The 21,129-nt window shown below is 43.1% G+C and carries 23 protein-coding genes, 1 other RNA gene and 1 pseudogene; 21 read left to right on the top strand and 4 right to left on the bottom strand.

All coding sequences use genetic code 11. The annotated features are described in order from the left end of the window. Nucleotides 1-153 precede the first annotated feature (153 nt). The 7 genes from gpsB to DCC82_RS10770 all read left to right on the top strand — a co-directional run bounded on the left by gpsB (nt 154) and on the right by DCC82_RS10770 (nt 8,070). Nucleotides 154-450, top strand: a complete 297-nt coding sequence (gene gpsB, locus DCC82_RS10795; RefSeq protein ID WP_015864078.1) for a cell division regulator GpsB — start codon at nt 154-156, stop codon at nt 448-450. A gap of 123 nt (nt 451-573) precedes the next feature. Then, an RNA gene (rnpB, locus tag DCC82_RS10790) (RNase P RNA component class B) lies at nt 574-973 on the top strand. Between the two features lie 129 nt (nt 974-1,102). After that, entirely contained in the window at nt 1,103-2,809 is a 1,707-nt protein-coding gene (locus tag DCC82_RS10785) for a putative bifunctional diguanylate cyclase/phosphodiesterase (RefSeq protein ID WP_015864077.1), read from the top strand. Between the two features lie 97 nt (nt 2,810-2,906). Beyond that, complete coding sequence (locus DCC82_RS10780; RefSeq protein ID WP_097354583.1) at nt 2,907-4,061, top strand: THUMP domain-containing class I SAM-dependent RNA methyltransferase; 1,155 nt, start codon at nt 2,907-2,909, stop codon at nt 4,059-4,061. 98 nt (nt 4,062-4,159) lie between these two features. Next, nucleotides 4,160-4,330, top strand: coding sequence for a hypothetical protein (locus tag DCC82_RS17675; RefSeq protein ID WP_015864075.1), 171 nt, complete (start codon nt 4,160-4,162; stop codon nt 4,328-4,330). Between the two features lie 204 nt (nt 4,331-4,534). After that, a complete protein-coding gene (locus tag DCC82_RS10775) occupies nt 4,535-6,475 on the top strand; it encodes an ATP-dependent DNA helicase (RefSeq protein ID WP_015864074.1) in 1,941 nt (646 codons plus the stop codon). A 92-nt stretch (nt 6,476-6,567) separates the two neighbouring features. Beyond that, entirely contained in the window at nt 6,568-8,070 is a 1,503-nt protein-coding gene (locus DCC82_RS10770; protein ID WP_015864073.1) for a carboxypeptidase M32, read from the top strand. A gap of 36 nt (nt 8,071-8,106) precedes the next feature. Here the strand turns inward: DCC82_RS10770 and DCC82_RS10765 are convergent, their stop codons facing one another. The 3 genes from DCC82_RS10765 to DCC82_RS10755 are packed head-to-tail and all read right to left on the bottom strand — an operon-like array spanning nt 8,107 to nt 10,392. Continuing rightward, entirely contained in the window at nt 8,107-9,756 is a 1,650-nt protein-coding gene (locus tag DCC82_RS10765; RefSeq protein ID WP_097354582.1) for a b(o/a)3-type cytochrome-c oxidase subunit 1, read from the bottom strand. Continuing rightward, nucleotides 9,756-10,226, bottom strand: a complete 471-nt coding sequence (locus DCC82_RS10760; RefSeq protein ID WP_015864071.1) for a cytochrome c oxidase subunit II — start codon at nt 10,224-10,226, stop codon at nt 9,756-9,758. The genes DCC82_RS10765 and DCC82_RS10760 overlap by 1 nt, the downstream gene beginning before the upstream one ends. Nucleotides 10,227-10,248: 22 nt before the next feature. Further along, on the bottom strand, nt 10,249-10,392 hold the full coding sequence (locus tag DCC82_RS10755; RefSeq protein ID WP_062677375.1) for a cytochrome c oxidase subunit 2A: 144 nt from the start codon (nt 10,390-10,392) through the stop codon (nt 10,249-10,251). 292 nt (nt 10,393-10,684) lie between these two features. On the opposite strand from DCC82_RS10755, the pseudogene DCC82_RS10750 reads away from it, so the two are divergent. The 13 genes and pseudogenes from DCC82_RS10750 to DCC82_RS10695 all read left to right on the top strand — a co-directional run. Then, a pseudogene (locus DCC82_RS10750) lies at nt 10,685-14,932 on the top strand (xanthine phosphoribosyltransferase); the annotation flags it as partial. Further along, nucleotides 14,929-15,675: a nucleotidyltransferase domain-containing protein gene (locus DCC82_RS10745; RefSeq protein WP_015864068.1), complete on the top strand. Its 747-nt coding sequence runs from the start codon at nt 14,929-14,931 to the stop codon at nt 15,673-15,675. The pseudogene DCC82_RS10750 and the gene DCC82_RS10745, both read left to right, overlap by 4 nt. A 57-nt stretch (nt 15,676-15,732) precedes the next feature. Then, entirely contained in the window at nt 15,733-15,924 is a 192-nt protein-coding gene (locus DCC82_RS10740; RefSeq protein ID WP_015864067.1) for a hypothetical protein, read from the top strand. Further along, nucleotides 15,917-16,195 (top strand): YpbS family protein, encoded by a 279-nt coding sequence (locus DCC82_RS10735; protein ID WP_097354580.1) that lies wholly within the window; start codon nt 15,917-15,919, stop codon nt 16,193-16,195. Before DCC82_RS10740 ends, DCC82_RS10735 begins: the two co-directional genes overlap by 8 nt. Next, a complete protein-coding gene (locus tag DCC82_RS10730; RefSeq protein WP_097354579.1) occupies nt 16,192-17,028 on the top strand; it encodes a sulfurtransferase in 837 nt (278 codons plus the stop codon). The genes DCC82_RS10735 and DCC82_RS10730 overlap by 4 nt, the downstream gene beginning before the upstream one ends. Nucleotides 17,029-17,093: 65 nt before the next feature. After that, complete coding sequence (locus DCC82_RS17670; protein WP_015864064.1) at nt 17,094-17,234, top strand: hypothetical protein; 141 nt, start codon at nt 17,094-17,096, stop codon at nt 17,232-17,234. 88 nt (nt 17,235-17,322) lie between these two features. Next, nucleotides 17,323-17,838, top strand: coding sequence for a redoxin domain-containing protein (locus DCC82_RS10725; RefSeq protein ID WP_015864063.1), 516 nt, complete (start codon nt 17,323-17,325; stop codon nt 17,836-17,838). A 127-nt stretch (nt 17,839-17,965) separates the two neighbouring features. Beyond that, entirely contained in the window at nt 17,966-18,097 is a 132-nt protein-coding gene (locus DCC82_RS10720; protein WP_082798099.1) for an FbpB family small basic protein, read from the top strand. Nucleotides 18,098-18,152: 55 nt separating this feature from the next. Continuing rightward, complete coding sequence (locus DCC82_RS10715; RefSeq protein WP_015864061.1) at nt 18,153-18,296, top strand: acid-soluble spore protein N; 144 nt, start codon at nt 18,153-18,155, stop codon at nt 18,294-18,296. A gap of 33 nt (nt 18,297-18,329) precedes the next feature. Beyond that, nucleotides 18,330-18,563, top strand: a complete 234-nt coding sequence (tlp, locus tag DCC82_RS10710; RefSeq protein ID WP_015864060.1) for a small acid-soluble spore protein Tlp — start codon at nt 18,330-18,332, stop codon at nt 18,561-18,563. Nucleotides 18,564-18,679: 116 nt separating this feature from the next. Next, nucleotides 18,680-19,096 (top strand): acyl-CoA thioesterase, encoded by a 417-nt coding sequence (locus DCC82_RS10705; protein WP_015864059.1) that lies wholly within the window; start codon nt 18,680-18,682, stop codon nt 19,094-19,096. 13 nt (nt 19,097-19,109) lie between these two features. Beyond that, entirely contained in the window at nt 19,110-19,412 is a 303-nt protein-coding gene (locus tag DCC82_RS10700) for a hypothetical protein (RefSeq protein ID WP_097354578.1), read from the top strand. A 19-nt stretch (nt 19,413-19,431) separates the two neighbouring features. Beyond that, entirely contained in the window at nt 19,432-19,836 is a 405-nt protein-coding gene (locus tag DCC82_RS10695) for a hotdog fold thioesterase (RefSeq protein ID WP_097354577.1), read from the top strand. Between the two features lie 77 nt (nt 19,837-19,913). Here the strand turns inward: DCC82_RS10695 and DCC82_RS10690 are convergent, their stop codons facing one another. Then, nucleotides 19,914-20,201: a HesB/YadR/YfhF family protein gene (locus DCC82_RS10690; RefSeq protein WP_015864056.1), complete on the bottom strand. Its 288-nt coding sequence runs from the start codon at nt 20,199-20,201 to the stop codon at nt 19,914-19,916. A 205-nt stretch (nt 20,202-20,406) separates the two neighbouring features. On the opposite strand from DCC82_RS10690, the gene DCC82_RS10685 reads away from it, so the two are divergent. After that, the coding region (locus tag DCC82_RS10685) for an IS110 family transposase (protein ID WP_033013052.1) at nt 20,407-21,129 on the top strand (723 nt) is incomplete at its 3' end.

Raw genomic sequence — 21,129 nt, 5'->3', positions numbered from 1 at the left:
TTTACCAACTGTGGATAATTTGAAAATCCCTATTTTGACGAAAAACTTTGAAATATACTCTTCATAGCTGGATCAATGAAACGCAAATTGACAATCGATTTGATTTCTGAAAAAATAAAGATAATAGCGGAATGTGGAATTGAGGTGAAAAAGATGTTAGCCGGTCGTATTAAATTAACGCCAAAAGAAATTTTAGAAAAAGAATTTAAAGTAAGTATGCGGGGGTACAATCAAGACGAAGTCGATCAGTTTTTGGACATGATTATTAAAGATTATGAAACGTTCCAACAGGAAATTGAGCAGCTCCAGCAAGAGAACGCTCGTCTGAAACGGCAAATAGAAGAGCTGCAAAAACGGCCATCTGCGCAAGCGGGAACAACAAACTATGATATTTTGCAACGGTTATCTAATTTAGAAAAACATGTATTTGGCAATAAATTATACGATTAATTTTTATGCGGACAAAAGTAAAGCATCATTGTGCTGTTATGTAAAATACATATAGTTAGAAAATTTTACTATTGAAATAACCTGAAAAATGAACTATACTACAATGTGCAAACGACGTTAATAATGTTCGGGTAATCGCTGCGGCAATTCATTGCCGTAGAGGAAAGTCCATGCTCGCACGGTGCTGAGATGCCCGTAGTGTTCGTGCCTAGCGAAACCATAAGCTAGGGCAGTCTGGCGTAATGCTGGGCTGACGGCGGGGAAAGAACCTAAGTCCCATTGGGATATGGTTCGAGTACCCTGAAAGTGCCACAGTGACGCAGCTCTAAGGGAAACCTTAGAGGTGGAACGCGGTAAACCCCACGAGCGAGAAACCCAAATTATGGTAGGGGCGCCTTCCCGAAGGAAATGAACGGAGGGAAGGACAGATGGAAATTTTTCCATCTGTAGATAGATGATTACCGCCGGAGTACGAGGCGATAAGCCGCTTGCAGTACGAAGGTACAGAACATGGCTTACAGAACATTATTAACGTCGAAAATGGTATAATGAAAAAGCTCTCCTGTATAAAGGAGAGCTTTTTCATTGTTTAAAAAATGACTATAATCGTAATATAACTTGTAGTGATTAAGGAAAAGGGAGAGGGATATAAGTGTATGATCATGATCAACAACTAATAGATATACATACGTTCGCTGGAATTGCAAAAAATATTTTTGAATATTCTAACGAAAGCATTATTATTACAGATGCGCAAAATAGAATTTTATTCGTGAATCCGGCATTTGAAATTGTCACCGGATACAGCGCGGAAGAAGTAATCGGTAAGAATCCGCGCATTTTGCAATCTGGAATGCATGATAAACAATTTTACAAAAAAATGTGGAATGATATAAAACAACATGGAGTATGGAAAGGGGAAATATGGAATAAGCGAAAAGATGGGGAATTGTATCTTGAATGGTTAACTATTAGTGTGGTAAAGGATCAAAAGGGAAATATGACAAATTATGTGGCGATGTTTTCTGACATTACAGAACATAAACGAAATGTCGAGCAATTAACGAGACTAGCGCTTTATGATACATTAACAAACGTGCCGAATCGGTACTTGCTTGAAAAACGATTAGAAAGTATTATTCGAATGTCCAAAAAACATAATCAGTCATTTGCTTTATTATTTCTAGATTTAGATCGCTTCAAAAACATTAATGATACGTTAGGCCACCGTGTGGGAGATATGTTATTGAAAGAAACGGCGCAACGTCTGAAAAGAATGTTGCGAAAACAAGATACGATCGCGAGGTTTGGCGGTGATGAATTCGTCATTATTTTGCCAAATTTAAAACATATTCGCGAAGCAGCATATATGGCGGAAAAAATTGTTGAATCATTGAAGAGGCCGTTTTGCTTTAACCATCAAGAAATATATATATCTACTAGCATCGGTATTAGTGTTTATCCATACGACGGAACAGATAAAGAAACGTTGATACGCATGGCCGATCGCGCGATGTACCAAGCAAAAAAGAATGGAAGAAATCAATATGCTTTGTATCATGCTGGAATGCATGGTAACGGTAAACAATTGTTTCAGCTTGAAACTGCATTGAGGAAGGCGCTTGAAAGGGGAGAATTTGAACTTTACTATCAGCCGCAATTAGATATAAAAACGAAACAAATTCGTGCGGTAGAGGCGTTAATCCGCTGGAACCATCCAGAAAAAGGATTTATTTCTCCAGGAATGTTTATTCCGCTTGCCGAAGAATCGGGGCTAATTACGCCGATTAGTGATTGGATTATGATGCAAGCATGTGAACATTTGAAACAATTGCAGTTACGTTTCCCTTATGTAAAAATGAGCATAAATATTTCTCCTATCTATTTTCAACAAATTGATTTTTTGAAGAAATTGCAAAAAACGATCGAATCGGTAAACGTGAATCCACGTTTGATCGAGCTGGAATTGACGGAAAGCGCCGTCATGCCTCACGCTGAACAGTCAGTGGAAAGGCTCACCAAGTTAAAAACGATGGGAATGAGCATTGCGATCGATGATTTTGGAACGGGATTTTCCTCGTTAAGTTATTTGCATCGTTTTCCGATCGATATACTGAAAATCGATCGAAGTTTTACCAAGCAATTATCTCGGTATCAACAAGACTCGGCAATTGTCAAGGCTATTATTATGATGGCGCACAGCCTTCAGATTCGAGTGGTGGCTGAAGGCGTGGAAACGAAGAAACAGTATCAAATACTGGAAAAGCAATCTTGTGATTTTGTACAAGGATATTATGTATCTAAGCCGCTATCAATTAGCGAATTATATGAGTTTTTAGATATGTGGAACCATCTTTAGATTGAATAGCGCCGTGCTTGCTAGTGTTTTATTCGGATGGTTACATACAACTGCGAGAGTTTGAGGTTTTATAACATAAAAAAATAGGAGGACAAAAATGGGTTCGATTACGTTAATCGCTACGGCGGCGATGGGAGTGGAATCGATCATCGCCGATGAAGTGCGTCGTCTCGGTTATGAGTGTCAAGTGGAAAATGGAAAAGTGACGTTTACCGCTGATGAGCTGGCGATTTGCCGCGCTAATTTATGGTTGCGCACCGCAGATCGCGTGAAATTGAAAGTCGGAGAATTTAAAGCGACAACGTTTGAGGAGCTGTTTGAGCAAACAAAAGCGTTGCCATGGGCGGATTATTTGCCGGTGAATGCGAAATTTCCTGTCATCGGAAAATCAGTAAAGTCAAAGCTTTTTAGTGTTTCCGATTGCCAGGCGATTGTGAAAAAAGCGGTGGTGGAAAGTTTAAAAAAACATTACCGTGTTTCATGGTTTGAAGAAACCGGACCGCTTTATCGCATTGAAGTAGCCTTGCATAAAGATATTGCCACATTAACCATTGACACAAGCGGAGCAGGGCTGCATAAGCGCGGTTATCGCGTTGCGCAAGGAGAAGCGCCATTAAAGGAAACATTGGCAGCCGCGCTCGTGCAGCTGACGAATTGGACGCCGGACCGGCCATTTGTCGATCCGTTTTGCGGATCGGGAACGATTCCGATCGAGGCGGCGCTGATTGGCCAAAATATCGCGCCAGGATTTAATCGTGACTTTGTCTCCGAACAATGGGACTGGATTGGTGAAAAAACATGGGAACGAGCGCGGGAGGAAGCGGAAGATTTGGCCAACTATGACCAGCCTCTCGATATTTCCGGATTTGACATTGACCATCGCATGGTGGAAATCGCAAAAACAAACGCGCTGGAAGCCGGATTTGCCGATTTAGTGTCATTTAAGCAAATGCAAGTAAAAGATTTTCGCACACGCAAAGAATACGGCGTGATCGTCGGCAATCCCCCGTATGGCGAGCGGCTTGGCGAGCGTAGAGAAGTAGAAACAATGTATCGGGACATGGGAAAAACGTTCTCTGCCTTAGATACGTGGTCTGTTTATATTTTGACGGCGCATAAAGAGTTTGAAAAACATTATGGGAAAAAAGCGACGAAGCGCCGCAAATTATTCAACGGCTTTATCGAAACACATTATTACCAATACTGGGGTCCGCGTCCGCCGAAAGAAAAAGATATGGCCGAACGAAAATAAGCTTCTCATGTTGCTATGCTTGCAACGAATGGGAACATCCCTTTCTGCATATAATATGGATATTATGATGAACTATTTTAGCAGGAAGGTGATATACAATGAGACATTCTTCCATTGATTGGATGAAAATTTCAGAAGCGCTCGATAATACGTATGAATTATTAGTACAACAAAACATTGAAGATGAGCATTTAAAACAAATCGAAATGGCGAAAAATATGTGGAAGCAGGCTTTTACATACCGCATATCTAGTTCGATGAAAGCATAAAGCAATAAAAGTTTGCGCTCGGCTCATTGCTCATTATTGACTTCTGCTGTACGATGAATCATAATAATATCTTGTTAGACTTTTACAAATGATTTGTCAGATGATAGACAGCGCGCAGCAGTAAAAGCATTGCGCGCTAACGTTTGTTGAATGGATTTGGACAGGCGTGAAAGTCTTATTATATTTTTGGAGGGTTTTTCGACGATGAGCCGTGAGCGCTATCCTTTTACATTAGAAAAAAACGAAAATTTCTTTGATAAACTAGGGGAATGGATTGGCGATGTCTTTTACGACATTTTGCCAGAAGCAGGGTTTGAGCTGCGGGATGAACAAATATATATGGCGTTTCAGCTAGAACGCGCGTTTAGAGAGAAAAAGGTGATGTTTGCCGAAGCGGGGGTCGGTACCGGAAAAACGATCGTATATTTGTTGTATGCAATTTGCTACGCCCGTTATACAGGGAAGCCCGCCATTATTGCCTGTGCCGATGAAACGCTCATTGAGCAGCTAGTGAAGAAAGAAGGGGATATAGCGAAATTATCGAAGGTGCTAGGTTTACATATTGACGTACGCTTAGCGAAATCACCAGATCAATATTTATGTTTGAATAAACTGGATGAAGTAGTGATGTATGATGATAAAGACATCGAGCTTTACGAACAAATTTACGACGAGCTCCCTGCGTTCGTTCACGATAATAAGCCGCTGCAAGCATTCTATCATTATGGAGATCGCAAAGAATACGCCCATTTAAGCGATGAACAATGGAAAAAAATCGCGTGGGATCCGTTCCAAGACTGTTTTACATGTGAAAAACGCCATCGCTGCGGCCAAACATTATCACGGGAATATTACCGGAAAGCGGCTGATTTAATCGTCTGTTCACACGACTTTTATATGGAACATGTTTGGACATATGAAGCGCGCAAACGCGAAGGGCAGCTCCCGCTTTTGCCGGAAGCAAGCTGTGTTGTATTTGACGAAGGGCATTTGCTAGAGTTTGCCGCACAAAAAGCGTTAACCTATCGGATGAAAGAAACAACGTTAGAAAACCTGCTCACACGGCTGTTAGAAAATGATATCCGCGAAGAGCTTGCTTATTTGATCGAAGAAACGCTGCAAATAAGCGTGCGGTTTTTTGACGAGTTGAAATCTTGTTCAAAAGAAGTAGCCGGTTCTAACCGTCAAGAAATTACGTTTTCGGAAAAACTGCTTCGCCTTGCCAAACAATTGCATGCCAAAATTGTCGACATCGGCAATGAGCTTGTGTTTGAAAGCGAAACATATACGATTGACCATTATCAATTGAATATTGTGGATGAATATTTAGACCAACTTGAATATTCGCTTGATTTATTTATGAATAATGCCGATGCCATTACGTGGGTGGAGTCATCACGTCAAGAAACTACTCTTGTCGTTATGCCGCGCACTGTGCAGGAAGTATTGCGGGAAAAAGTATTTAATAAGCGTATTCCGTTTATTTTTTCCTCTGCCACACTATCAAACCGCAAATCATTTCAATATATTGCAGAAAGTCTTGGAATTGATGAGTATTTATCGTTTAGTGTGGAATCGCCATTTGATTACGATAACCAAATGACGATTTTTATGCCAACGTTTACCAATGATGAAAACTTATTTTCACAAAAATATGAATATGCGTTGCGTAAAATTCGCGAAACAGAAGGACGAGCGCTTATTCTGTTCCCGTCAAGACAAGAGTTGCTGCAATTTAAAGAGCAAGCAAGCGGCGAGAAGCAATTTGCCTTTTTGTTTGAAGGAGATCAGGAAATTAGTGAGCTTGTTGCGACATTCCAAGCAAATGAAGAAACGATATTATGCTCAGAACATTTATGGGAAGGATTGGATATTCCAGGGCCATCACTATCGAACGTCATTATTTGGTCGCTACCGTATCCTCCGAATGATCCGGTATTTCAGGCGAAGCGAAAGGCATATGATGATCCATTTTGGGGTGTCGATGTGCCGTATATGCTGCTAAGGCTTCGTCAAGGAGTAGGCCGCTTGATCCGCACACGCGAAGACTGCGGCATCGTTTCTATTTTTGTGACAAATGATGAGAATGATAAGGTGATTGAAGCAATTAAAGAGGTATTGCCGACAAAAGTGAGGGAAGAATAATTTCTTTCCTCATTTTTTATCGCAAAAAAGAGGAAATCCGCTTTTGGTCATGGAAATATTATCATGCAACAAAAGATACAGGGGGAAACAAGATGATCAAAAAAATAGAAGAGCAGTTTTTGCAATACGTAAAAAAAATGATGAGCTATAATGAAGCGATTCAATTAATGTATTGGGATTTGCGGACGGGCGCTCCAAAAAAAGGGGTGGAACAACGTTCAGAAGTCATCGGAATTCTTTCACAAGAAGTGTTTAAAATGTCCACGTCAGAAGAAATGGCCGCCTTTATCGCTAAATTGTTGCCAAAACATGAACAGCTTTCGGAAGTCACTCGCTATACGTTAGAAGAATGCAAAAAAGAATACGAGCGAAACAAAAAAATCCCAGCAGATGAATATAAAGAATATGTTGTATTGCAATCAAAAGCGGAAAGCGTGTGGGAAGAAGCAAAGGCAACGGCTGATTTTGCCTTGTTTCGTCCATATTTAGAAAAATTGGTGGAGTTTAACAAACGATTTATTGAGTATTGGGGATATAAAGGAAATCCGTACAATACGCTTCTTGATTTATATGAACCAGGAATGACGGTGGATGTGTTAGACGAAGTATTTCGGAAGCTGCGTGAACATATCGTTCCGCTTGTGCAAGAAGTCGCCGCCTCTCCAAATCAGCCGGAAACGTCGTTTTTATTCCATCGGTTTCCAAAGGAAAAACAGCGCGCTTTTAGTCTGGAGCTGTTGCGAGAGCTTGGCTATGATTTTGCGAAAGGCCGGTTGGATGAAACGGTTCATCCGTTTGCGATTGGCCTCAATCCGAACGATGTCCGGATTACAACACGGTATGATGAACGCGATTTTCGCACCGCTATATTCGGAACGATTCATGAATGCGGCCACGCCTTATATGAACAGCATATTTCAGAAACATTGATTGGGACGCCGCTGTGCACAGGTACATCGATGGGAATTCATGAATCGCAGTCGTTATTTTATGAAAACTTTATTGCCCGTCATTATTCATATTGGAAACGAAATTATCCGCGCTTGCAGCAATATGCTCCTGAGCAATTTTCTGGCGTATCTCTCGATGCGTTTTATCGCGCGATTAATGAAGTAAAACCATCACTTATTCGGATTGAGGCAGATGAATTAACTTATCCGTTACATATTATTGTTCGTTACGAAATCGAAAAAGGATTGTTTAATGGAACGATCGAAGTAAAAGATTTGCCGGAGATTTGGAACGATAAATATAAAGAATATCTCGGCATCCGTCCGGACAATGACGCGGTTGGCGTATTGCAAGACGTGCATTGGTCCGGAGGAAGCTTTGGATATTTCCCATCTTATGCGCTCGGTTATATGTATGCGGCGCAGTTTAAGCATGCGATGCTAAAAGATTTGCCGCATTTCGATGAATTGCTCGAAAAAGGGGAATTAACGCCGATTCGCGAGTGGCTGACAGAGAGAATCCATCGATTTGGGAAGACGAAAAAGCCGCTGGAAATTTTGCAAGAGGCAACCGGAGAGGCGTTGAATGCCGACTATTTGATCCGTTATTTAGAAGAAAAATATAAAGCCATCTATCAATTATAAAAAAATTCCCTCCTCGTTTGGAGGAGGGAATCTGTTTTACCATAATTTATATCCTTTTGATCCTGGCGGTGCATTTTGAATCATATCGACAAACGGGATTGTGTAAGCGATCAAAATGAGCGCGACCGTAATACCAATCCATAGTTTCCAGTTATCCATAGCAAGTGCTGTGCGTTCTTGCGGTTCTGCCGCTTCAGCAACAGGAAACTCTGTTTCTCCTTTTGGCGCGAAAAACGCTAAGTTGATGACAATGACAAGGACTAAAATAATACCGATGAATAAAATCGTGCCGCCGACCGCTTGGGCGATTTGATATGGAATCCACTCGAGCGCTTGCGGCGAGTTTCCATAAGTGGAAAATGCCGAACGGCGCGGTGCTCCAAGCAATCCGGCGAAATGCATCGAACCGGACATAAACGACATGCCGATCGTCCATACCACCGTTTGAATAATCGCTAAACGGTTCATCGCTTTTGTCATGACGCGGCCGCTTAGATGCGGAATGAGCCAGTAGGCGGCGCCGAAGAATGTAAGCACGACCGTTGTCGCAAGCGTTAAATGGAAGTGCCCCGTTACCCAAATCGTATTATGCACTACTTGGTTCATTTGGTGAGAAGCATTGATAATTCCACCGGCACCAGCAGGAATAAAGAAGACCATTCCAACAAACGGTGCGAAGAAGCGCGCATCGCCCCAAGGCAGTTTGCGAAGCCAGCCAAATAGCCCAGTTGCTCCTTTCGAGCGTCCATATGCTTCAAATGTCGCAAACATCGCAAACGCCGTCATTAGCGACGGAACGACCACCATCAGCGTTAAAACAACTTGCACGTATTTCCAAAACGGCGTAATGCCTGGTTCAAGCAATTGATGGTGGAATCCGACAGGAATAGAGAGAAATAGGAATAATATAAATGCTAAACGTGCTAAAGAATCGGAGAAAATTTTTCCGCCAATGATTTTTGGAATGACCGCATACCAAACCATGTAAGCTGGAAGCAGCCAGAAATAGACGAGCGGATGCCCGAAATACCAGAACAATGTCCGGCTGACTAAAACGTTCACTTTGTCAACGATGCCGAGCGACCATGGCAGCAATTGAAACAAAACAGTTGCGGCGACGCCTAGCGTACAAACAAGCCATAAAACCATATTCGTTACCGACATAAAGGTAAGCAGCGGGCTGGCTTGGCCAGGATGCTGTTTTTTCCAACGCGCATAGTGGGCAAAGGTCGCAAAGCCGCTAATCCAGCTGCCAACAACTAAGAGCGTTAAACCAATATAAAAGCCGGCATGTGCTTGCAATGGCGCATAGAATGTGTAGAGGACTGAAGCCTGACCGGTTAAAATGTAGAATACTGTCATCGCTGTGCCGATCGTCATCGTCCAGAAGCCAACCCAAGCCCAAAAGCGGACGCGATCAGATAACGTTCCGGACGTGCGGCTTATTGCGGCGAATTGAAATCCGATAATAAAGAATGTCGTTAATACGAGACCAAGCAATGTACCGTGTGTCGTTAAAATCGTATAATAGCTGATGCCTGCTGGTAAATTAAATTTTCCAGAGCGCACCAGCGTTTGTAATAATCCAGCCAATCCTCCTAAAGCAAGGGCGGTAAACGCGACATAAATATGCGCTAAAGCTAATTTTGCGTCACGACGATCTACTTTCATTGTTTCGTTCATCATTAATCCACCACCTTAATTCGTCCAGTCATCATATGGTGACCAGCACCGCAATATTCATTGCAAAGGATCGTATATTCGCCTGGTTGATTAAATGTGTGTGTAAGAGTATTGATATACCCTGGCTCCACCATCATGTTAACGTTTGTGCCTGCTACTTCAAAACCATGGATCACATCTTTCGACGTCACATTAATCGTCACTTTCGATCCTTTTGGAATTTCAATTTGGTTTGGTGTAAACGCAAATGCACTTACGACAATATTAAGTTGATACTCATTATCCCCGGTTTTGACTAATCCAGGTTTGTCAAATGGCGGCGTTTGATCTACCTTCTCAGGATCGATCGTCGTCAAACAGCTTGGCGGCTGTTGGCCTTCAGCGAAGGCGCTTACACCGACGATGACCAAAAAAGCGAAGAGAACGCCGATTCCGAACACAAGCCAAATTTTTTCGTATTTGTGCATATGCATGCTATATCCCCTCTCTTATAGCTTATAAGCGATGCAAGTATAACAAATAGACGCTACCCCATGAGAGAATGATGAAAAACCCGAGAAAAAACACGGAAGCGAGCGTGCCTTTTAAAGGCGGTTCTTGCTCTTTTGTTTTGGTTTGTTGTAATTCTGTTTTCGCCATCGTTCTATACCTCCTCCCAAAAAATCATCCCAACTTCATCATACAAAATCATTTGGAAAATGGTAGGTGTATTTTACTAGTTCACAAATTGTTCATTTCTTACTTTAACACTATAATAACCTTAAAAAATTGATATAACAGTGATTTTTCTCACATATGGCAGGGAGGAAATGTGAACATATTGTGAACATCGGCCTATCAGATGTAGTTTCCGATATGTTCCCTTGCCATATGAAAATCATTTTTTGATAGACGGCGAGATCGTTTTTCCCCTGGTAACAAAGTAGATCGATTTTTAAATCATCAAGTAGATCCGCAGCTGATGAAAAAGATTGGTGAAACGTTTGCGAATGCGTTTTGTCATGAAGGGGTTACAAAGGTGTTGACATTTGAATCATCAGGAATTAGTCCGGCATTGATGACAGCGTATGAATTAGGTGTCCCGTTGTTAGTGGCGCGTAAACGAAAACCGGTTACGCTTTCCGAAAATTTGTATACGGCGAAAGTGTATTCATTTACCAAACGAGAAGAAACGGAAATTTTCGTTTCCCAATCGTTTCTCCATCATCAAGATCGTGTTTTGATCATTGATGATTTTTTAGCAAACGGTCAAGCGGCCTTAGGTTTGACAGATATCGTCGCGCAGGCGAAAGCCAATGTTGCCGGAATCGGCATTGTCATTGAAAAAGCGTTCCAAGACGGCGGGCAGTTGCTTCGATCACGCGGATTTCGCGTTGTGTCGCTGGCGCGCGTTGCATCCATAGATGACGGGATTTTTATATTTTTTGTATTGGGAAAAGTGCGTAAATACAGTAAAATGATTGTATATGATATTAAGGCGAGGGGTTTGAACATGGGACCAGTTACTCAACAAACATCGTTAACGACATGGCTCAAAAGAATCATCGATGTATACGATGCGTTTGTTGCTCATGGCGATGAGACAAATGCCAAAAAAGCGAAGCAGCTGCTTGAAAAAACGGCGAACGAACAATTTGCCATCGCCTTTTGCGGTCATTTTTCCGCAGGAAAATCGAGCATGATTAACGCGCTTCTTGGCGAACCGTTATTGCCATCCAGTCCGATTCCGACAAGCGCCAATCTTGTGAAAGTGAAATCAGGACAAGAATACGTGCGGGTGTTTTACAAGCATGAACCGCCGGTGGAGTACAAACCGCCATATCATCTTGAACTTATTCGCGCTCAATGTAAAGATGGAGATGCGATTGAATTAATCGAAGTAAGCCGGCAAACATCGCGCATTCCAAACGGAATTGTAATGATGGATACGCCGGGAATCGATTCCACTGATGATGCGCATCGGCTTGCGACCGAATCGGCGCTTCACTTAGCCGATGTGGTGTTTTATATGATGGATTACAACCATGTGCAAGCGGAATTAAATTTTCAATTTACGAAAGAATTGACAAACTACGGAAAAACGTTATATCTCATTATTAATCAAATCGATAAACATCGTGACAATGAGCTGTCGTTTCATGAATTTCGCCAGTCCGTCGAGGAAGCGTTTCGAAATTGGGGCGTAAAGGCAGAACGCATATTTTTTACCTCTTTGAAAGCACCGGATAATCCGCGTAACGAATGGAACGAGCTAGTCGAGTGTTTTCAGAAGCTTTTCCGTGAAAAAGACGAACGTCTTTTCTACGGTGTGGAGGTTGCGTTGAAGCGGCTTATTGACGAACACGTTCGCTGGCTTGAGGAGAAAGATGCGGAGGAAGAAGAAGCGATCCGAGCTCGCCTTGCTGCACTTTTAAGTGATGAAACGGAAGAAGAACAAATACGAAAGCGCCTTAACCGGATGCAAGAGGAACTCGAGCAGCTGGAAGCAGCCCATATGAACTTGGAAACAGAATTTCGCAAAGAGTTAGATCATATTTTGGAGAATGCTTATATCATGCCGTTTGAAACGCGGGAACTTGCGAAAGCGTATTTACAATCCATGCAGCCGGATTTCAAAGTCGGTTTTTTATTTACGAAAGGAAAAACCGAACAAGAACGGGCAAACCGGTTGCGTGCGTTTTATGAAAACGTAAAAGAAAAAGCGGTTTCGCAAATCGAGTGGCACGTTCGCCAGCTGTTGATCCGTTTTCTCAAAGAACACGATATAGAGGATTCCGTCCTGCTAAATCAATGTCAGCAATGGACGGTGGATTGGGAAGCGGACGTTTTAAGCGCACTGGTGAAAAAAGGAGCAGGCGCAACCGGAGAAGCCGTTCTGAATTATACGAACGATGTTGCTTATGAAGTAAAAAAGCGATACCGAAATGCGGCAATGCAGTTATTTGAGAGATTATTATCGAAATGGAGAGAGCAAACAGAAGAAAAACGTCGTCATCTTGAAGATCAAATTGCGTCGGAAACAGAAAAATATGAATGGATCGAACGGCTTCACCATCTTCAAAAAACGCGCAAGCAGGTGCATGAACAACTTGTTTGCTTGCTTTCGTCCAATCGTGTTTTAGAAGATAGTGATGACAAGCGGCTCGCGGAGTTGACCGCTTTGCCTGTGATAAGAAAGCTGGAATCTTCAGCGCTGACGGTTCCTTCGAAACAAGATCACGAAAAGAAACGTCCACACATCCCAGAACAAGCGCTCAGTCAGGGGAAATCCGCGCGGCAAAAAATACAAAAAACGACAGAATGTATACGACAAGCGGTAAATATCATCACTGGATTAAATGGAATGAATCGATTTGTCCGCGAATTAACGGAGAAAGCCGATCGCTTGGAACATCGCACATTTACGGTTGCTCTTTTTGGAGCGTTCAGCGCTGGGAAGTCGTCATTTGCTAATGCGCTTATTGGAGAGAAGGTGCTGCCGTCATCTCCAAACCCAACGACAGCGACGATTAATAAAATTGTGCCGCCTACAGAAGAATATCCGCATGGTACCGTGATCGTCCAAGTCAAAAGCGCCAAGCAGCTTTTTTCAGACGTTCAAGCTTCGCTCCGCTATTTTCATATGAACGCGGAAACGTGGGACGAAGCGCTTGCGATGTGCGAAAAGATAGCGGACTTGCAGGAGGCCGGTGCGCATGAAAAACCGCATTATTCTTTTCTTCAATCGGTTATTTCCGGTTTTGAACGCATGAAAGACCACCTCGGCCGCAAGCTGCGCATCGGGATCGATGAATTTGTTCAATATGTCGCCGAAGAAACGACCGCTTGTTTTATCGAATCGGTCGAGCTGCATTATGACTGTGAGCTCACCCGCCAAGGAATTACGCTTGTCGATACGCCTGGAGCGGATTCCATTAATGCCCGTCATACGGGAGTGGCGTTCGAATATATTAAAAACGCCGACGCGATTTTGTTTGTCACCTATTATAACCATGCGTTTTCGAGGGCGGATCGCGAATTTTTAATCCAACTTGGGCGCGTCAAAGATACGTTTGCGATGGATAAAATGTTTTTTATCGTCAATGCCGCGGATTTGGCTCATTCAAGAGAGGAACTCAACGCAGTATTGGCGTATGTGGAAGAACAGCTTGCTCAATTTGGTATTCGTTTTCCGCGCCTTTACGCACTTTCCAGCCGTTTCGCCCTTGATGAAAAAACAGGCAAAAAAGCAGATGGAGGATACGGTTTCTTAACGGAATCGGGAATTCGGCCGTTTGAAGAAGATTTTACTCGATTTATTACGGAAGAGTTGACGGAAGTAGCGGTTAGAGGCGCATATGCCGAAATGAAGCGTGCGCTAAAGACGCTTCTTGACTATATTGATGCCGCACAGCAAAGCAATGAGGAAAAAGCCGCAAAACAACGCGCGCTTTCGCAAGAGCAAACAGCGATTCACAAGCTGCTTGACTCTGTCTCCATCGACCATGATATACATGCGATGAAACAAGAAATCGCCGAGCTTGTTTATTATGTAAAACAGCGCGTATCATTCCGTTTCAACGATTGGTTTAAAGAATCGTTCAATCCGGCTTCACTGCGCGACGACGGCCGTGATATTCGCCAAGCACTTCGGGCGTGTTTAGAAGAATTGCTGCATTCTGTTGGATTTGACTTGTCGCAAGAAATGCGTGCAACAAGCTTAAGAGTCGAGCGATTTTTAAAGGAGCGTCTTCATGAACAATTTATGGATCTATGCAACAAAATCGAACGGATTCATAAAGGAGTGCCTCTTTCTTCTTTAGAAACGATTTCGTTTTCCACTCCAGAATTTCCGCTCGGTTTCGAGCAAATCGATGAAGCAAGATTTTCTAAAGCACTGTCGATGTATAAAAACGCAAAATCGTTTTTTGAACGGGATGAAAAGCGCTATATGAAAGAAGAAATAGAAAAACAAATACAGCAGCCAATCGACGATTATGCCGCTCGACAAGAACAGCGCATGTTTCAGTTTTATAAAGAGCAATATGAAATGGCGATTAAAGAGTTTATCGCTTTTCTTGCAAGTCAAGTCGATGACTATTTTTCTGGACTGCAGGCGACACTACGGGCCGAAGTCGATGTCGAACAACTGCGCGAATGTGCGCGGCAGCTGTCGGGTTTATTGGAGGAACAAGAATGAGGGATTTCATTCAACATGAATTAACAAAGATCGAGAAACAGCAATCCGTTCGCGTGTTATACGCGTGTGAGGCGGGAAGCCGGGCATACGGGATAGATACGAAAGAAAGCGACTATGACGTCCGGCTTATTACGATCAAACCAATTCGGTCGTATTTAACCGTTTCCGAATGGTCGGAGACGTGGAGTGATTCGACTCCGCCCATTGAATGGCATAGCTGGGACGTTTTTAAAGCGCTGCAGCTTTTTCAAAAATCGAATCCGTCGCTTTATGAATGGTTTTCTTCCCCGATCATTTATGCAAAAGACGATGATTTTTATACAAAAATGAATGAGATGATCCGACAGTATTATTCATTGCAAAGTCTGGCTTATCACTATCATTCGTTGACAGTGAAAAATGCCAATTTGCTTAGAAAAAAGGAAATAGGAAGCAAAGTGTATATCAAAACGTTTGTGCAAACATTGCGCGGGGCTTTGGCTTTACATTGGATCATGCGGTATCATGCGTTTCCGCCGCTTTCGCTTTTCCAACTGGCGGATGGGGATGAATCCATCATGGAGCTTATTCGATTGTTGCGGCAAGCGAAAGCAGAAAAGCGGATGGATTTTTCCTTCGCATTACCTGCAAAAATATTATCCGTTATCAATATGGAACGGTCGGCGCTTAAGTGGCTGCCAGACAAAAAAACGGTCGACGCTCGTTTGCTCGATGAATTCGTATGGGAGCTTTTAGGAGTTTGAACTTGGGCTGCACCTTGCCCATTTAAAAGTGGGAGTATTCTATAAAGGGGAGAGACGATGACTCGGTTTCACGCATGCGCTACTTGCATTCATTACGGGATTCAAAAAACGGATCAAGGACTTTATACTTATTGTCAACGGCTTGGTTACGAAACGAAACCATATTATCAATTCCGGTGTTGGACGCCAAAACCGCACGTTCGCGTTTTAATGGAAAAGGAAAAGAGAAAGGAAGATTCTAATGAGTGAAGTACATGAAGCGATTACCGCCCATATCCAAAAACAGCATGCGGTCATTAAGCGTTTTGCGCAATTAGAGGCAGAACGAGAACGCTATATTGACGAAGCAGTTGCGCTTTGCCAAAACGGTTTGCCGTTTACGGTGACAAAAATCAATGAAATAACGAAGGAAATGAACGAATTAGCAAAACACGGTGCCATGCCGCAACGGAAATACGTGACGGTTGAAATGGTAAAAGAATATGTGGAACGTTTAACAAAGCAAGGAGGAACAAAATGAACTATATTGTTTCACATGAATGGCTCGCAGAGCGGCTCGATCACGATAATGTCCGCATTATTGACTGCCGCTTTTACCTTAATGATCCAACTCGGGGATTAAATGAACATAGGAAAGATCATCTTCCTTTCGCATTATATTTTGATTTAGAAAAAGATTTATCCGCGCCTGTCGGCAAACATGGCGGACGGCATCCGCTTCCGCCTGTTGAAGAGTTGGCAGAGAAGCTATCAGCGGCAGGTATTGATGAAACGGTTACGGTTGTTGCATATGATGATCAGGACGGGGCAATGGCTTCACGGTGTTGGTGGCTGCTTCGCTATCTTGGGCATGAGCGTGTTTATGTCCTAGATGGAGGCTATACAAAATGGAAAGAAGCGGGGTATCCAGTCACAGCAGAGGTTGCTGCCGTAAAACCGCGATCATTTCAGCCTCGCCCTCAGCCTTCGTGGCTAGCGACTGTCGATGACGTGCGCCGTGCGGTTCAAGAGTCATCGGCGATTATTATCGATTCACGGGAATGGAAGCGATACGCAGGCATAGAAGAACCAATTGATCGCATTGCAGGACATATTCCGGGAGCCCTCCATATGTTTTGGAAAGACTGTGTGACGGACGAGGGGTATTGGAAAAGTCCGCAAGAACAAGCGGAGCGCTTTTCCGCAATCAAAAAAGATGCTCCCATTATCGTGTACTGCGGTTCTGGGGTGACGGCATGTCCAAACGTGCTTGCGTTGAAAGAAGCAGGTTATACGAATGTACGTTTGTATGCCGGAAGCTGGAGCGATTGGATTTCCTATCCAGAAAATCCGATTGCGACAGGGGAAAAATAACAAAATAATTTTTTCACCGTTTACCTATACTATCGATGTACCCTTGTTGCAAAGGAGGAAGTCGCATGGGTCGCACGAAACTTGGCAACGCCAATGCACAACGCAATAACAACGCAAAGCAAAAAAACGGTTTTAATAATGAATTTGCTTCCTATGCGGAAGTAGAAGCGAAAAAAATGAAAAACGAACATAAAAATATCCGCTAATCTAAATGGGGCTGTCCTATGGACGCCCCTTTTTTGCTTTTTTTCTTGATCATTTTATGTTTTAATAAACGTATCGGGAGGGAAATCAATGAAAAAATTCATTGTCGCTATATTGCTGCTTGCTATTACTGGATACGGCATTTGGAATGCGTTGGCAGCAGAAAAAGCAAAGGAAGTCGGTCTTTCTGTAGGTAACGCTGCGCCCGATTTTTCATTGCAGACATTGAATGGCCAAACGGTACATTTATCTGATTTTCGCGGAAAGCCGGTAATCGTCAATTTTTGGACAACATGGTGCCCGCCGTGTAAAAAAGAAATGCCTGATATGGAAAAATTTTATAAAGCCTATCATTCTGACGTGGAATTGCTTGCGGTTCATTTAACGTCGCAAGATACTCGTGAAAATGTAAAGTCATTTATCAATGAATATCAACTATCGTTTCCAGTGGTGTTGGATGAAAAAAAGAAAGCATTAGAACTATATCATATTCAAACGATTCCAACATCGTATATCATTGATAAAGATGGTGTCATTCGCAAAAAAATTATCGGTCCGATGACATATAAACAAATGGTGGAAATAACAGCGGCATTCCGTGAATAAAAGCATCTTTCTTAACAGAAAGGTGCTTTTTTATTTGCAACATAAAATTTTTCGAAAAGTTGTAATAATTTTCAGCTATTTTGGGAATTAATGAAATTAAAATAATAATTGAGAGGAGGGCTAAGAAATGAGAAGAACCCGTAAAATGACATTTCAAGAATTAATTATGGAAAATAAACGTCAATTACTCAATGACCGTGAAGCAATGGAAAAAATCGAAAAAAAATTGGAAGAACGCATGTTAAAAAAAGCAGAATAAGCCATGCATAGCGATCATCCGGGCGGACAGACTAGATGGTGAGGAGGCGAGGTACATGAGCAATCCGAGGGGAAACCCAAAATATTTCAATCCGAACCATCTAGGCACCCAACCTCGTGCCGCTGGAGGAAATAAAGGGAAAAAAATGCAAGATCAATCTGGGCAACATGCTCAAGTGATTCAAACAAAAGGCGAATAAACACCGAATGACAATCACGAAGGAGGAAACGTGATGGCACATCATCGTCCTAAACCGGATGATCGCAGCGACAACGTAGAAAAATTGCAAGATATGGTACAAAACACCATTGAAAATATCGAAAAGGCTGAAGAGACAATGCAATTCGCTTCTCCGGAAGAGCGAGAAAAAATCGCTGAAAAAAACAAGCGGCGCGAAGAAGCGATTGCAGCAATGCGTGCTGAAATTAAAGATGAGGCAGCGGCACGCGAAAACGGCTATCGATAATATAGACAACGGAGTAATCCTGATTGCAGGATGACTCCGTTTTTTTATCTAATAAAACATGGAGTATGATAAGATATAGTTGTATACACGCAAGGATAGTAACGGAGGGAGAACTAATGAAAGTCGCTGAAAAGCAAATTGAAGTACGTTATGCGGAAACGGATCAAATGGGGGTTGTTTATCATGCTAATTATCTCGTTTGGATGGAAGTCGGCCGAACAGAGCTGATCAAACAGTTAGGTTTTCATTATGCCGATATGGAGAAACAAGGGATTATTTCTCCGGTTGTTGATCTTCAAGTTTCGTACAAAAAACCGCTCCATTATGGGGAAACAGCGACTGTCCGTACATGGATTGATGCGTATGACGGCATTCGTGTGACATATGGCTATGAAATTTTGACACCGGACGGAGAAGTTGCTGTGACGGGCAAATCCCAGCACGTTTGTGTAAAGCGCGATACGTTTCGCCCGATTGTCATTCGCAAATATTTCCCGGATTGGCATGAAGCATACGAACGTGCGAAAAAGTAAGGAGATACATACGATGGCTTTTGGCATTCGCAGGCAGGAATTAATCGAATGGAAGGAGAAAGTAAAAAAAGGGGAAATCGCGTTTTTAACTCATTATTGGTATGATAAACGATTTCCGCAATATACGACAGTAACAAAAGTCGGCTGTTCGGATGTAGAAAAACTTGCGGCATGGGGAGAAAAATACGGATTGCGAAGAGAATGGATTCACCAGCGTGAGTTGTTTCCACATTTTGATTTGCTTGGAGAAAAGCAAATCATGATTTTGCAGCAAGAGGGTCTGTTTGATCATCTCAAACGGTTTCGTCTACTGTAAGTAAAGGGGAGAGGGAAAGATGAATTTGGCTAATTTAAAAGAGATTGGAAAACGAACGTTATTAGAAGCATTAGGCATTGAGATTACAGAGTTAGGAGAAGGACGTGTCGTAGCGACGATGCCCGTTGACCATCGCACACATCAGCCGTTTGGGCTTCTCCACGGCGGTGCTTCCGTAGCTTTGGCAGAAACGGTTGCGAGCATCGGCGCGTATGCGCTTGTCGATCAAGAAAAGGAAAGCGTTGTTGGTTTAGAAATAAACGCCAATCATGTACGCGCTGTTCGAAATGGCACCGTCACTGCTACAGGCACCGTTCTTCACCGAGGAAAGACGACGATGGTATGGGATATTAAAATCGTCGATGAACAACAGCGGCTTGTCTGTGTTTCCCGCTGTACGATCGCTGTTATCAAAAAAAGCTAGCCTTTTCGAAAAAGTGCTAGCTTTTTCTGCTTCAGCAATACGTTCCTTCTTTTCATCACCATGGGAAGGGGGAGCGATCATTCGATAATAAACACCGGTTCATTTGCCTGCTCATTGAAATCGATGATTAAGTTATGGCGATCAAAATACCATATGTCGCTATCCTCTACAAAAAAGGTGACTCCACCAACCGTTGTTTGCGCTCTTGGTTCTACAGGCTCATCTTTTGCCACACCAAGCGAAAATCCTTTTTGTACGGTGCTGCATCCACCGTAGCGCGCGAAAAAGCGGACAGCATCCCCCTCTTGTAAGTCAAGCTCTTCTTTGTACCATTCGAATGCTTTTGGCGTCAAAATAATGTCCATTTTTCACCCTCCTCATCTTTATTATAACATGATGTAAAAAGTTCATAATGTGACTAAATCGTGTCCAGTTGACAAAAAGTAAAAAGAGAAATAAAAAGGAGCATTCCCGTTAGGAGCTTTTCCGGGGACTTGATCAAAAAAAGCCCTCTTGGTATGATGCAGGGGTGTCAAACAATACCTACCATCATGCCAAGGAGGACTTCAGATGAATTGTACACAAAACTATAAAATTGATCAAGTTACGGAACAAACGCTTGTCGTGGGCATCGATATCGCGAAACGAACCCACTACGCCTGCTTCGTGGATGACCGGGGGCGCGTGCTTCGCAAGTCGTTCCCGATCTTCCAGTCGAAAGAGGGGTTTCAGCAGCTGTATAAAGCGATTCAGGAGGCGATGCAAGCGTTTGGGAAGTCAGAGGTGATCGTCGCGGTGGAGCCGACCGGGCACTACTGGTTGAACCTGGCCTACTTCCTCGAGGAGCACGGGATCCCGTTGGTCATGGTCAACCCGGCGCATGTGTGCCGGTCGAAAGAACTTGATGACAACCTGCCGACGAAACACGACGCCAAAGACGCCCTGGTCATTGCCAGACTGGCAAAAGACGGACGATTCCTCGTTCCCCGGCTGCTGCACGAGATCGAAGCCGATTTGCGCGTGGGAAGCACGCTCAAAGAGAAGCTCCGCAAGGAACAGACGGCGGTGAAAAATGCGATCATCCGCTGGACCGACCGGTATTTTCCGGAGTTTTGGACGGTGTTTCGCGATCTGGGAAAAACGGCGCTTTCGGTGTTGGAGTGGACGCCGTTTCCGGCCGATATGGCGGGTCGGACCGCCGAGGAGCTCATCGAGGTGTACCGGCAAAGCGAAGGGCTGAAATGCCCGCAGAAGGCCAAAATTCAGGCGTTGATCAACGCCGCGAAGGACTCC

This window comes from Geobacillus sp. LYN3 (assembly GCF_003064505.1).
Lineage (GTDB): Bacteria > Bacillota > Bacilli > Bacillales > Anoxybacillaceae > Parageobacillus_B > Parageobacillus_B toebii.
This window is presented reverse-complemented; position numbering and strand designations above follow the sequence as displayed.